Here is a 12,603-nt window from a genome sequence, read left to right as displayed (position 1 = left end):
CATGGCGAAGAGCAGCAGCAAGCCGAGCAAGGCAGCGCTCTCGAAGGCGGGCAAGGCGCTGGCTGCCGACTCGACCTCGAAGTCGGCGAAGTCGAAGGCGGGCAAGACGCTGGGCAAGGGCTGACCACCCACCCGCGGCACCTGCCTGGCGCTTGCCGGGCAGGCGCCGTGGCGCCTCGGGTCCCGCCAGGATGGACTCGGCGTCAGCGGCGCTCGACGCTCCACACCGCGTGGTCGAGGACCCACGGCGTCACGCCGAGCGAGCCCGCCGCTGCGGCGAGCAGCAACGCTGCCTCCTCGGATCCGACCGGGCGGCCCAGCGCCCGCGACACCCAGCGTTGGACCATCCGGTCAGCCTTCACGTGCTCGTCGTCCCCGGCGAGCATCCACAGGTAGGAGACCCTCACGCCGCTGCCGTGACCAGGCACTGCCGCAAGAGCCCGTTCGACCTTCCTGGTGCGTCCCGCGTCGCCCAGGACGGTCCCCACGTCGCTGAGGGTCAAGAGCCCGTGCTCGATGAGGATCTGGGCGTAGCGCTGCGCGGCGGCCGCCTTGCGGATGCCGGAGCGGGTCGAGGTCAGTTGGCGGTTGTCCAGGAGCGAGGCGAACGCATCCGGGTCGAGAGCGCCCGCGGTCGAGACGAACGCCCGCAGGTTCTGCTCGGTTGCCTGGAACTGCCCAGCCGCGACGTCGGCTGCTGGCGCGAGCACCGGCTCCAGTCCTGCCGATCGGGCGTAGGCGTGGACCGTGCGGGTCGTCGTGGAGTAGTTGGCGTTGATCGAGAACACCGCATCGAGCACGCACAGCGACAGATGACACCATCGCTGGCCGCGCGGGGTCAGGCTGAGGGAGCCTGCGGCTGAGGCGAGCAGGTCGACGTCGCGGCCGATGGTCATGGCGCCAGTGTTGCCCGACACCCAGCCCGGCGCCTGGCTGGGTGCCTGGCTGGGTGCCTGGCTGGGTGTCGGCTGGTTGGGCTCAGATGAGCGTGCCGAGTTGGAGGTAGGGCAGGTAGATGGCCAGCACGATGGTCACGATCATGCCGCCGAGGACGACGAGGAACAGCGGCTCGATGAGCGAGGTCATGTTGTCGGTGATCTGGTCGACGTCGCGGTCGTAGAGGTCGGCGGCCTTCTCCAGCATGGGGCCGGTCTGACCCGAGCGTTCGCCCGCGTCGATCATCTTGATGATCATCGTGGGGAACAGCGGCTCGTCCTTCAGCGGGTCGACCAGACGCTGCCCGTTCTTCTGGGCGGTGCGGGCGGCCATGACGGCCTTCTCCATCGCGACGTTGCCGACGGTCTTGGCGGTGATCTCCAGCGCTTCGAGGCGGTCGACGTTGGCGGCGATGAGGCCGGAGAGGTTGCGGGCGAAGCGGGCCAGGGCGATCTTGTGGAACAGGCGCCCCAGGACGGGCAACTTCATCTTCAGGGGGTCGACGACCGCGCGGACGCCGTCCTTGTGCTTGTTGGCTCGGTAGGCGAGCAGGGCCGGGACGAAGGCGACGAGGAAGGCGGGGATCGCGTAGCGGCACACGTCGCTGATGGCGACCACGGCTCGGGTCAGCAGCGGCAACTTGGTGCCCTCGCCGCCGATGTCGACGAAGGACGCCGCGAAGGACGGCACCATGTAGAGCATCATGGCCGCGAACACCGCACCCGCGACGATGGAGACGATGATCGGGTAGGCCAGGGCCTTCTTGACCTTGGAGCGCAGCCGGTCCTCGGCGTCGTACTGCTTGGCGATGCGGTCGAAGGCGCCCGGCAGGTCGCCCGCAGCCTCCCCGGCGACAACGAAGTTGATCATCTGCGGGGGGAAGGCGGGCTGGCTGGCCATCGCGGCAGACAACTTCTCGCCGTTGACGATGCGGTCGCGCACCTCGGTCATGGCGTTGCGCAGCGCCAGGTCCTCGCAGTCGTCGATGAGGACCTCGAAGGCCTCCACCGGGGTCAGTCGGGCGCTGATCATGCCGCTGAGCATCTGGGTGGTGGTTACCAGGGCGCGGTGCTTGGCGGCCTTGCGGACCTGGATCTCGCCGCTGCGCACGCCGGGGCCGCCGGAGATGCGCAGCGGGACCAGGCCCTGCTCGTCCAGCGCGTTGACGACGTCGCTGCGGCGCGCGGCCTTGGCCTTGCGGTTGACGATGGTGCCGTCGGCGACGCTGCGGGCGCGGACGGTGAAGGAGTAGACCTCGGTCTCCAGCCCCCGGGTGGCGATCTGTGCGGTGGCCATCAGCGACGGCTCCCTTCGCGGTTGTTGCCGAGCATCTGCTCCAGGCTGGCGGGAGACGAGCAGTGCGACAGCGCGGCTCGCTTGGTGATGAGGCCCTGGTTGATGAGCAGGGCCAGGTGGGCGTCGCGGGACATGTTGCCCTCGGACTGGTCGATCAGCGCGGAGTTGATGGCGGCGATGTCGTTGGCCAGGATGTTGGCGCGCACCGCGGCGTTGACGAACATGATCTCGCAGGCCAGCACCCGACCCCGCTGGGTCTTGGGGGCCTCCACGAGGGTCTGGCAGACCACGGCACGCAGGCTGGAGGCCAGGGTGGTGCGCACCTGCTCCTGCTCCCCGGCGGGGAACATGTTGATGATCTGGCTGATCGTCTCGGGCGCGGAGTTGGTGTGCAGCGTGCCGAAGACGAGGTGCCCGGTGTTGGCGGCCTCGATGGCGGCAGCGACCGTGGCGTAGTCGCGCATCTCGCCGATCTGGATGATGTCGGGGTCCTCGCGGCGCACCTGGCGCAGGCCCATGTCGAAGGACTCGGTGTCCTCGCCGATCTCGCGGTGGGTCACCAGGCAGCGCTTGGAGGTGTGCACGAACTCGACGGGGTCTTCGAGGGTGAAGATGGACTGGTCCCGGGTCTCGTTGCACAGGTCGAGCAGCCCGGCCTGGGTGGTGGACTTACCGGACCCGGTGGGCCCGGCGAAGATCACCAGGCCGCGGGGCTCCTTGGCCAGTTGCTTGATCTGCTGGGGCGCGCCGAGGTCGTCGAGGGTGACGATCTTGGAGGGGATGGTGCGGATGACCGCGCCGACCTTGCCGAAGGTGCGCAGCAGGTTGACCCGGAACCGGCTGGTGGCGGCCGCGCCGTCCTCCTCGCTCATCGCGTAGGAGGTGTCCTTGTCTCCGCGGTCGAGGAACTCCGACCAGGCGCGTTCGGTGACGGCCTCACGCATGAGGTCGGCGATGTCGTTGCTGCTCAGCGGCTGCTCGGCCGCGATCGGCAGCAGTCGCCCGGCAACGCGGTAGCGGGGCGCCTGGCCGGGGCGCAGGTGCAGGTCGGAGGCGTTGTTCCAGACCATGCCGCACAGCAGCCGCTCCAGTTCGGGGCGCCCGGCCATCCGGGGCGGGTCGGCGGCGAGTCGGTGGACGTCGCGCTCGGTGACGAAGCCGCTGGACGGTTCGGTCATGCTCGGCCCGGCGAGGCTGTCAGCCGCGGTCCCTGACGGGTACGGCGGCGGTACGACCACCGGGGTCGAGACGGCGACGTGCGGGCCGTGGTGGGTCGGGGGCTCGACCACCACGGGGGCCGAGGTCGGAGAGGCGATCTGCGCCTGCGGTGCGCCGTGCTCGGACTGCTGACGCGCGGCCAGCGGCTGGGGCGGGCGGGTGTACCCGGGCACGAACCGCGCCGGGGCGGCCTCTGTGGTGGCCGTCTCCGGGAGCGGCGGGCTCGATGCAGCGGGGTGCCCGGGCGGCGGGCTCAGGTCGACCGGCGGCGCGACGAACCCTCCCTGCAGTGGGTCGGTCGGTGCGGAGGCGAGCGGGTCGCGGTGCTCGTCGGGGTCGTTGGCGGTCACGTCGGGGACCATGCGCAACTCCTTGGTTCGGGGGCGGTGGCTCAGAAGGAGCGGCGGGTGGCCTCGTTGAGGTGGTGCAGGGAGATGAGGCCCTGCTGGACCTTCTCCCAGCCGTCCTGGCGCAGGGTGGTCATGCCGCCTTCGGCGGCGAGGCGCCGGACGGTCGGCGTGGTGGCGTTGGCGGCGACGGCGTCGGAGAGGTCTTCGGTGACCAGGAGGACCTCGTGGATCGGGAGCCGTCCTGCGATGCCGTTGCGGCAGTCGTTGCAGCCCTCGGGGTTGGCCGCGTAGAGCAGGTGGGTGTCGGCCTGGTCGGGGTCGAACCCGGCAGCGGTGATCTCCTCGGGGGAGGCGAAGTGCTCCACGCGGCACGACGGGCACAGGCGCGGCACCAGGCGCTGGCCCACGGTGCTGAGCAGCGAGGAGGCGAGCATGAACGGCTCGATGCCCATGCGCAGCAGGCGGGTGGTGACTTCGGAGGCGTCGTTGGTGTGCACCGTGGAGAACAACTGGTGCCCGGTCATCGCTGCGTCGATGGCCACCTCGGCGGTCTCGCGGTCGCGGATCTCGCCCACCAGGATCGTGTTGGGAGCCTGGCGCAGGATCGAGCGCAGGCCCGAGGCGAACGTCATGCCCTGGCCCTCGTTGACGCTGATCTGGGTGACGCCCTCGGGGACCTGGTACTCGACCGGGTTCTCCAGGGTGATGATCTTGCGGGTCGGGCTGATCATCTCCCGCACCGCGGAGTAGTTGGTCGTGGACTTTCCGCTGCCGGTGGGGCCGGTGAGCAGGATGATCCCGTAGGGCTGGGCGAGCGCCCGGCGGAAACGCTCCATGTTGTAGGCCGAGAAGCCCAGGCCGTCGAGGGGGCGCCAGATGTTCTGCTGCAGACGCATGGTGCAGGTCGAGCCGTGGACGGTAGGTGCGATCTCGACGCGGATGTCGACCGGCTCCTGGTGGGGCCGTTCGAACTGCAGCACGCCGGAGTCGGGGCGCAGGAAGTTGCCGGTCTCCATGCGGGCGTCGACCTTGATCTTGGTCAGCAGCGACTCGCCGTAGAAGTCCGCGAGGCGGTTGTAGATCATGCCCTTGCCGTCGACGACGAAGCGGACGATGACGTCGTGCTTGGTCGGCTCGATGTGGATGTCGGACGCGCCGTCGCGCAGGGCCTGCTCGATGGTCAGGCGCAGGATCTGGGTGGTGTCGGACCCCCGGGAGTCCGCGATCCGGCCCATGTCGTCGAAGCCGTCGCCTGCCGGAGTCGCCGTCGCGCGGCGCTTCGCAGCGGACTCGCGGGCGATCCGAGCGGCCTCGTCGTGGGTGGAGTACCACCGCTCGATCTGGCGGCGGATCGCTCGGGGCTCGGCGTAGACACGCGCCATGGTGTACCCGGCCAGGTGCGCGCGCAGGGCGTCGGCCAGGACGGCGTCGTCGGGGTCGGGGACCGCGATTTGGATGCGTCGCCCGTCGAGCCCGATGGGCAGCACGTTGTACTCGCGGGCCACGGTGCCCTTCAGCAAGGCCAGCGCGTCGGCGGGCAGTTCGATGCCCTCTTGGTCGAGGTCCACGAACGCCCAGTTGCGCCGCGCCGCGCGCTCGCGGGCCTCACCGTTGGATGAGTCGGAGCGGTTCGGGTCCAGGTGCGCCAGTTCTCGCCGGGCCCGTCGGGTGGCGGTGTAGGAGGCGTCGCCGGGGACGGGCACGGCGGGCAGCGAGGGGGTGCCCCGGCCACCGGCCGACTTGTCCTCGGGGGCGTCGGGAGGCGGGGTGGTGGGGTGCAGGGAGAGCCGCTCGGGGCCGCTCAGGGGGTCGAAGAGGGGATCGCTCATCGGGCGAGCAGGGCCGGGCGTCGCGGCGAAGGGGTCCCAGGCGGCCCCTGCGGAGTCTCCATCTCCGAGGTGACCAGCAGCGGGCACGCTGCCGTCCTCGGCGGCCGAGTCGCTGACGTGGTCCATGGGTTCCCCTCCGAGAAGCGCTGGGCGCTCGGGTAGCGGTGACGAGGTGTGCGGTGGGCTGATCGGAGCGGGTCGCCGCCCGGAGCGCTCCCGGAGCGGTCACGGTGAGGTGACCGCTCCGGGAGGGGCTCAGACGACGAAGAGCGCGATGGCGACGATGGCGCCGACCGGCAGGCCCACGGCGTAGAGCGCCTTGCGCCACTTGGGGATGGTGTGCCACTGCGAGTTGAGGCTGTCGAGCATGGTGTGTCCTTCGGGTGAGAGTGGTCGGTCAGCGAGTTGGTCTCTCGCTGTGTGGTGCTGGGGGTCCTGTGCCGCGGCTCGACGGGCGGCGCACGAGCCGCGGATGGTCGGTGTGCGCTGGCTCAGAGAGCCAGACCGAGTCGCTGAGGAAGGTCAGGCAGCAGGCACAGGAGGGCGATGCCAAGGCACAGCCAGGGCCCGAAGGGCATCGCCCAGGGCGCCTGTGTCGTGCTCTGCGCGGTCTCGTGGAGGTCGGCACCGTCTCCGGGGCTGCTGCTGGCTCGCGAGGGGCGCGTGAACGCTCGCACCACGGCGCTGAGCGCGAGGAGGACGATGAGCCCGAGCACTGCGGTGAGGGCCGGGACGACGGCGAGCCCGACCAGCACGTGCAACGGCGAGATCAGTCCGAGCAGGAAGCCACCGAGCCCGACCAGGCGAATGTCGCCCTCTCCGAGGAACCCGGGAGGGGCCAGGAACCACACCAGGCGCATGGCCAGGTACGCGCACGCGCCGCTGGTCGCTGCGTTGAGGACCGACTCGAACGCCACGTCGCTCACCGCCGTCGCGGCCAGAGCCAGCAGCCCGCTGGCGGCCAGCGAGGTGCGGATGAGGACGGTCGGCAGGAGGGTGCGACAGGCGTCGACGTAGGACAAGGCGGGCATCAAGCACAGCCCGGCCGCGAGCGCGGGGGTGAGGCTGGGGGCCAGCCAGGCACCTCGCTCGGGCAGCGTCGAGGCGGCGATGATCAGCGCGAGGCCGCCGAGGACGGACACGACCCAGGCGAGACCTCCGCGCGGACCGGCGAACAGGTCGACCCACTGCTCGTCGGCAGAGGCGGCTACGTCAGAGGCAGCGCTGTCACCGGTGACGGCGGCCTGGTCGCTGGCCCGGTCGGTTCGCGGCGTCGTGTCGGGCCCCATGACTCAGTCCGCCGGGACGGCCACGGCACCGGCGGCAGTGTCGGTTCCGGCGGTTCCGGCGGCGCTGTCGGCAGCGGGCTCGGAGCCCTCCTCGGCGGCGGCGGCCGCCGTCTCCAGGGTGGGGAGCGCCTTCAGCAGGAACGTCTTGCCGGTGATGGAGACGACGCTGTTGCCCTGCCCGGTGTAGGACAGCGAGTCGATGAGCAGGGGGCGCTCCATGGTGGCCAGCAGCGCCACGAAGCGACGGATCTCAGCGGTCGAGCCCTCGGCGCTCATCGTGACCTGCGAGTAGGCCACCTCCGAGACCGGGGCGGCAGCCACGGGGGCTCCGGTGGCCGGGTCGATGGGGGTCTGGCCGTCGGCGGGCGCCGGGGCAACCGGGACGACGGGCACGACCGCGGCGTCGGCGGTGGTGCCGGTCCCGACGGTGGGCAGTCCGGGCTGGATGTCGACCAGGGCGACCCCGGCGTCGTTGGCCGCGGCGGTGACCATGTTGAGCCACGAGGAGATGCCGAACTCCTCGGGGAACTGCGCGGCCAGGGACTTGTAGGCCTTCTGGGCGGTACCCAGACCGGCCTGCTTGGCCTGCAGGTCGGCCAGGACCACCTCCAGGCTGCTCTGCTCGGCCAGGGCGGCGTCGCGCTCGGTGTTGGCCGCGGCGGCGCGGGCCAACTGCGGCTTGATGCCGAGGAAGAAGGCCGCGGCGACGAGGGCGACGGCCATGAGGGCGCCGATGGCGATGATCTGGGTCTGCTTCTTGGTCATCGGTTGCTCCTCAGCCCGCGGGGGTGACCGGGGTGGGGGTCACGGGCGTGGTGGTGGTCGGCGTGGTGGGGGCGCCGGTCGCGGCGGTTCCGGCGGCAGCGGCGGTGGCCTGGGTTGCGGCGGCCAGGGCGTCGGCCCGGACCTGGTCGCGCTGGGCCTTCGGGACGTAGCGCAGCGAGAGTGCGTCGGTGTCGTAGTTGACCGTGACCTGCAGGTCGGTGGGGCCGTTGGCCTTCGTGAAGCCGGTCGCGAAGGCGGAGTTGAAGAGGCCCTCGCGCTCGTTTAGGGCGTCCACGAAGGATGCGCCTGCGGCGTTGCCGTCGACGGTGACACCGATCTGCAGGCAGCCCATCGAGGCGGGGGTGGTGAACGGGTTGGGGCCCTGGCACACCGTCGAGGCGGTCGAGGCCGAGTAGGCGGTCACCGTGGCGTTGGTCGCTGAGGCGATCTCCAGGACGGTGTCGAGGAGCCGGGAGTTGTCCAGGTCCCCCTTCAGCGCATCGACAGCCGAGGTCTGACGGCTCACGAGGCCGTCGTAGTAGTCGGCGACGGGCTGGAGGGCGTCGACGTTCTTCTGCGCGCCCTGAGCCGCGGTCTCGGCGAGGATCTTGTCGGACTCCGCGCCCTGGGCGCGCAGGAAGACGAACGACAGTGCGCTGACGAGGATGAGGCCGAGCACCAACAGCCCGAAGACCGTGGACCGCATGGTCGCCGCCGCGGCGCGGCGTTCGCGGACGAAGCGCGGCACGAGGACGGCGGAGGGCTTGCCCGGGCCGGGCCAGGCGGCCGATCCGGGGGAGACGCTCTTGGTCTTGGCGGTCTTGGCGGTCTTGGCGGCCTTGGTCTTGGCGGTCTTGGTCGCCTTCGGCTCGCGGGGCGCCTTCGGGGGCTTGGGCTCACGCGGCGCCTTGGCCTTCTTGCCGGTCCTGGTCGCGGGCTCGGCGGCGCTCCGGGCCGACTCGGTGTCGGTGAAGTCGAAGGGCTCTTCGGCGCCCTCGGCGCCATCGGGCTCGGTCGAAGGGTTGGTCGAGGGGTTGTTGGTGATCGACATCAGAACACGTCTCCAGTCCCGAGGCCCACGGCCACGAGGTAGTCGCCGCCGGAGCGGGGCTCCTGACGGATCGGGCTGCCGCCCTGGGGGTCGGTGATGGCGGGGTCCCAGGCCGCGAAGGCCAGCGGGACGCCACCGAGGGCCTCGTGAAGGCCGTGCCCGAGACCGGCGATCAGCGCGCCGCCTCCGACGAGGGTGACCGAGGCGATGGCGTCGATGTCGTCGCTGCGCTCGACGGCCGAGCGCAGGACGCCTGCGATGCGGCTGGCGAGGCTGGCGGTGTAGGCGTTGCGGGCCTGGGCCACGATGCCGAAGGCGTGGTCGTCGTTGATCTTCAGGAACTCGGCGTGGTCCTCCTGGCCCTCGTCGAGGTCCATGGCCTCCAGCACCTGCTGAGTGGCGACCTCTCCGGCGTTGTCGGCGTCGAGGGTGAGGGTCTTCGGCACGCCGTTGTGGTGCAGCATCAGCGAGAGCACGTTGGCGCCGATGTCGACGATCGCGTCGACCTCGCGCAGCGGCCGGGTCTGGATGCTGATGGCGCGCAGCGCGGCCAGGGCGTTGAGGTCGGTGCCGACCACGCGCAGCCCCGCCTTCTCCACGACGCGGGCGGTCTCCTCGGCGTACTGCTCGAAGCAGCGGTAGACCAGCACGCGCAGCCGCGGGCCGTGGTCGGTCTCGACCTCGCCGACGACCGACCAGGAGAACCCGTTCTCGTGGCTGTTCAGGCCGTCCTGGCTCGCCTCGATCAGGTACGGCATGGCCTTGTCGAGGTCGGCCGGGTCCATCACGGGGATGTCCATCTGGTCCATGAAGACCGAGGCGGAGGAGTTGAGGCCGAAGATGACGTCGCGAGTGGAGAACTTCTCCTCGGCGACCATGTCGGCGAGGATCTGGGCTACCCGGAGCCGCTCCTTCTCGTCGATGTGGCCGTCGTAGATGGCGCCGCGGGGCACGGGGCGCGCGGCCTGCCGCTCCACGGTGAACGTGCCGTCGTCGTGCCGCGCGATCTGCGCGATCTTGATCGACGCCGACCCGATGTCGAGGCCGAGGATGCTCTGAGGCATGGCTTGCTGCCTTTGCTGGAGGGGCTGGTGGCCGGTGGAGAGGGTGCTGTGGGCGTGCATGCTGTGGGCGTGCTGGTGGTGCTGTGCCGCCGACGGGTCCAGGGCGCGCGCCAGCGACGTGGAGGACCATGCGCACACGGCTTGGTCAGGGTGTGGGCGCTGGCGGCGGCACCGATCGTGCTGCTGCGACCCGTGCGCTGAGCGCCCGCAGGAGCGCCTCGGGCGGGCGGCTGGTCAACGCGCAGGCCATCGTCAGGGCCAGGTGGGCCAGGTCGAGGGCGCAGTCGATGGAGCACCCGGAGACGGTCAGGGGGTCGAGGCGAGCGTCGATCAGCCCTCGCGCGATCTGGGTCGCGAGCGCGGACCGACGAAACGCCGGGGAGTCCTCGGGGCGCTGCGCGCACCACGCGCACGTCGTCAGGTGAGCGGCGTGGTGGGCGTTGAGGCTGGTGGCCAGGATGCACAGGGTGCTCGCGGTCTCCGCTCGGAGGGCAGGGGGCCCCCAGGTGCGCTGGTGCGCGGGCGGGCGGATGGCCTCTGCTGCGGGGTCGGCGGAGACCAGGGTGGCGAGGGCCACCTCGGTGGCGAGGGCCAGCGCGACCTCGACAGCGGAGAGCACGACGTCGGCGTAGGGGTAGGTCGCTCGGGTGTAGGTCTCCACCGGTCCCGCCCCTCCTGCGTCGAGGAGGCCCTCGGAGGGCGCCAGTCCCGGAGCCACGGAGGGGCCCGCAGGGCCAGCGAGCAGGAGCCGCTCGTCGAGGATGGCTACCGCCAGCCCCAGGTGCGATCCGTCCACGTGCCGTAGCGCGAGCGGGGTGGCCATGCGCAGCCCTTCGCGCGCGAGGTGCGTCGGTCGCTCGTTGACTGGGCTCGGATCGTCGCGGAAGCCGTTCACCACGGGCTGTCGGTGCTCTGGGCCTGCAGCACCGCGCTGCGAAAGGAGCGGATCTGGTCGGCCACCGCGATGCCGAAGCGCTGCTCGATGGCGCGGGACAGGAACACCAGCAACCGCATGGCGGTCTCGACGTCGAGACGGTGCACAGCGAACTCGGTGCGCGTGGGGTCGTCGTCGAGGGCTCGGGCCAGGTCGTCGCACAGGATGCGCTGGCTGGGGAGCAGCAGGGTGTCGCCCGCGAGACCGGTCAGCACCCGCACGCCATGGTCCCCTCGGGACTCATGGTCGTTGCGCGCCACCCACTCGACCATGGCCAGGATGACCTCGACGGCCGAGCGGAGGGCCTCGGCGCCGTCGGCCACTGCGGCGATGTCGCTGATGACGGCGTTGACGGCGTTGACGGCGTCGCAGGTGCCACCCGTGCTGGGCGCCGCGGGGGCGGTCTGCGCCTCCCACCAGTTGATGGCCAGCCCCATGTGGCTGCCGTCGACGCAGCCGATGACGACGCGGGCTTCGGCGACTCGGCGCACCAGCGCAGCGGGGGCGCTCAGACGCATCAGGGTGTGGGGGTAGGCGGCGGGCCCCGGCGCGGGGCGCGGGGTCGTGGTTGAGGGCGGGGTGGTCACGGTCGTCCTGTGCCGCCGCCCGCCGAGCGGCCCGAGTGGCACGTCGGCGACTGCGGGGACTGCGGGGAATCGGCTGGCGGCGGCACTGATCGGTTAGTCGGCGAGGGTGATGCCCTCGCGCTTGGCCTTGGCGCGGATCTTCTTGTCGAACTCCGCCTCGACCTCGGCACGCACCGTCGCGGCGTCGGCCCCGGCGCGGTCGCCGCCGTCTCGGGTGCGCTTGGCCACGATCGCCTCCTTGATGGTCTCGACGCCTGCCTGCTCGGCCTCGCTCATCTCGCGCGCCCACTCCGCTGCGTTGCGCGCCATCATGACGCGGTCCACCGCCCAGGAGGTTGCGGCCTGCTCGGTCTTGAAGCGCTCGGGGTAGCGGGTGCCGACGTCGATGCGCAACTCCGAGCCGTCCTCGGTGAGGCTCTTGGCGATCTTGATGCGCTCCCGCTCGATCTTGGCCTTCTCGCGCTCGACGCGCTCGGCAGCCTTGCGCTCCTCGTCGGGGGTGTACAGCGAGGTCGGCTTGTTCAGCGTCTCGGTGGGCGCAGTGGGGTAGCACGTCGTGCACGCCCTCTCACCGGCCGCCTCGACGATCTCGCTCTCGTCGCGGTCGCTCATCTGGGTCACCCAGTGGAACCGGGTCCCTTCGCGGTAGTTGCCCGCGCCGTCGTAGCCGGGGCTGAAGCAGGTCGAGCACTCCATGGAGGAGTGGACGTGGCCGTTGACGTTGACCACGAGGTAGGCCCGGGCCCATCCGCCGCGGCGCACGAACTCCGCGTTGAGCGGCTCCATCGCCTCCTTGACCTCGCGGGCCTTCAGTCGCCGCTCCTCGGCGGTTGCGACGTGCCGCAGGATGTCGCGGTCCGCGAAGTCCGGGCGCTCGCCACGGGCTTCGGCCTCGTCGGCGGCGCGCTGCATCTCCTCGATCGCCTCGGCCATCTCCGCGCGGGTGCAGGTGCCTCGCCAGCCGCGCCCGAACTTGTGCCGGGCGATCTCGCCGTTGAGGTGCTTGTAGTCGCTGGCCCAGCGCTGCATGAGGGTGCCGTGCTCGTCGTAGAGGCGGGCCAACTCCTCGTCGATGGCGACGGGTTCCCAGGTGGTGTAGTCAGGCCCCGCAGGGTCGGCCTGCGTCGGGTCGGCGGTTGCGTCGCCCAGGTTGACCTGCGCCTCGCCGCGGGCCTGGGTCCCGAACTCGCCGTTCGCGCGTCGGGCCGCCTCACGTGCGGCGTCGGTCCCGACGGTGGAGGAGCCGGGGGTGCGGGGGCTGGGGCGGGCCATGGGGTGCTCCTT

The 12,603-nt window shown here is 71.3% G+C and carries 12 protein-coding genes; 1 reads left to right on the top strand and 11 read right to left on the bottom strand.

Going from position 1 to position 12,603, the window contains the following annotated elements:
* Window position 1: 1 nt before the first annotated feature.
* On the top strand, window positions 2-124 hold the full coding sequence (locus tag ASF47_RS22155; RefSeq protein ID WP_268778336.1) for a hypothetical protein: 123 nt from the start codon (window positions 2-4) through the stop codon (window positions 122-124).
* A 79-nt stretch (window positions 125-203) separates the two neighbouring features.
* On the opposite strand, the gene ASF47_RS19260 is transcribed toward ASF47_RS22155, so the two are convergent.
* The 11 genes from ASF47_RS19260 to ASF47_RS19210 form a co-directional block, all read right to left on the bottom strand.
* Window positions 204-896: a hypothetical protein gene (locus ASF47_RS19260; protein WP_056865664.1), complete on the bottom strand. Its 693-nt coding sequence runs from the start codon at window positions 894-896 to the stop codon at window positions 204-206.
* A gap of 82 nt (window positions 897-978) precedes the next feature.
* Entirely contained in the window at window positions 979-2,232 is a 1,254-nt protein-coding gene (locus tag ASF47_RS19255) for a type II secretion system F family protein (protein ID WP_056865663.1), read from the bottom strand.
* Window positions 2,232-3,812 carry a type IV pilus twitching motility protein PilT gene (locus tag ASF47_RS19250; protein WP_056865662.1) on the bottom strand — a complete coding sequence of 527 codons (1,581 nt, stop codon included), beginning with the start codon at window positions 3,810-3,812 and terminating at the stop codon, window positions 2,232-2,234. The genes ASF47_RS19255 and ASF47_RS19250 overlap by 1 nt, the downstream gene beginning before the upstream one ends.
* 29 nt (window positions 3,813-3,841) lie before the next feature.
* Window positions 3,842-5,629 carry a GspE/PulE family protein gene (locus ASF47_RS19245; RefSeq protein ID WP_056865661.1) on the bottom strand — a complete coding sequence of 596 codons (1,788 nt, stop codon included), beginning with the start codon at window positions 5,627-5,629 and terminating at the stop codon, window positions 3,842-3,844.
* A gap of 491 nt (window positions 5,630-6,120) precedes the next feature.
* Window positions 6,121-6,918, bottom strand: a complete 798-nt coding sequence (locus ASF47_RS19240) for a hypothetical protein (RefSeq protein WP_056865660.1) — start codon at window positions 6,916-6,918, stop codon at window positions 6,121-6,123.
* Window positions 6,919-6,921: 3 nt separating this feature from the next.
* Window positions 6,922-7,683 (bottom strand): hypothetical protein, encoded by a 762-nt coding sequence (locus tag ASF47_RS19235; RefSeq protein WP_056865659.1) that lies wholly within the window; start codon window positions 7,681-7,683, stop codon window positions 6,922-6,924.
* A gap of 10 nt (window positions 7,684-7,693) precedes the next feature.
* Window positions 7,694-8,734 (bottom strand): hypothetical protein, encoded by a 1,041-nt coding sequence (locus ASF47_RS19230; RefSeq protein WP_056865658.1) that lies wholly within the window; start codon window positions 8,732-8,734, stop codon window positions 7,694-7,696.
* The gene (pilM, locus tag ASF47_RS19225) at window positions 8,734-9,798 is read right to left on the bottom strand and encodes a pilus assembly protein PilM (protein ID WP_056865657.1); all 1,065 of its coding nucleotides are present in this window, start codon (window positions 9,796-9,798) and stop codon (window positions 8,734-8,736) included. Before pilM ends, ASF47_RS19230 begins: the two co-directional genes overlap by 1 nt.
* A gap of 145 nt (window positions 9,799-9,943) precedes the next feature.
* Complete coding sequence (locus ASF47_RS19220) at window positions 9,944-10,594, bottom strand: hypothetical protein (RefSeq protein ID WP_156698064.1); 651 nt, start codon at window positions 10,592-10,594, stop codon at window positions 9,944-9,946.
* Window positions 10,595-10,689: 95 nt separating this feature from the next.
* Window positions 10,690-11,319 carry a hypothetical protein gene (locus tag ASF47_RS19215; protein WP_056865655.1) on the bottom strand — a complete coding sequence of 210 codons (630 nt, stop codon included), beginning with the start codon at window positions 11,317-11,319 and terminating at the stop codon, window positions 10,690-10,692.
* A 93-nt stretch (window positions 11,320-11,412) separates the two neighbouring features.
* A complete protein-coding gene (locus tag ASF47_RS19210) occupies window positions 11,413-12,591 on the bottom strand; it encodes a hypothetical protein (protein WP_056865654.1) in 1,179 nt (392 codons plus the stop codon).
* Window positions 12,592-12,603 lie beyond the last annotated feature (12 nt).

The organism is Nocardioides sp. Leaf285, assembly GCF_001422955.1.
Lineage (GTDB): Bacteria > Actinomycetota > Actinomycetes > Propionibacteriales > Nocardioidaceae > Nocardioides > Nocardioides kribbensis.
The sequence above is the reverse complement of the archived record's forward strand: the minus strand, read 5'-3'. Positions and strand labels throughout refer to the sequence as shown.

Coding starts and splice junctions, on each gene's coding strand:
- ASF47_RS22155 (WP_268778336.1), top strand. CDS start 2: ATGGCGAAGAGCAGCAGCAAGCCGAGCAAGGCAGCGCTCTCGAAGGCG.
- ASF47_RS19260 (WP_056865664.1), bottom strand. CDS start 896: ATGACCATCGGCCGCGACGTCGACCTGCTCGCCTCAGCCGCAGGCTCC.
- ASF47_RS19255 (WP_056865663.1), bottom strand. CDS start 2,232: ATGGCCACCGCACAGATCGCCACCCGGGGGCTGGAGACCGAGGTCTAC.
- ASF47_RS19250 (WP_056865662.1), bottom strand. CDS start 3,812: ATGGTCCCCGACGTGACCGCCAACGACCCCGACGAGCACCGCGACCCG.
- ASF47_RS19245 (WP_056865661.1), bottom strand. CDS start 5,629: ATGAGCGATCCCCTCTTCGACCCCCTGAGCGGCCCCGAGCGGCTCTCC.
- ASF47_RS19240 (WP_056865660.1), bottom strand. CDS start 6,918: ATGGGGCCCGACACGACGCCGCGAACCGACCGGGCCAGCGACCAGGCC.
- ASF47_RS19235 (WP_056865659.1), bottom strand. CDS start 7,683: ATGACCAAGAAGCAGACCCAGATCATCGCCATCGGCGCCCTCATGGCC.
- ASF47_RS19230 (WP_056865658.1), bottom strand. CDS start 8,734: ATGTCGATCACCAACAACCCCTCGACCAACCCTTCGACCGAGCCCGAT.
- pilM (WP_056865657.1), bottom strand. CDS start 9,798: ATGCCTCAGAGCATCCTCGGCCTCGACATCGGGTCGGCGTCGATCAAG.
- ASF47_RS19210 (WP_056865654.1), bottom strand. CDS start 12,591: ATGGCCCGCCCCAGCCCCCGCACCCCCGGCTCCTCCACCGTCGGGACC.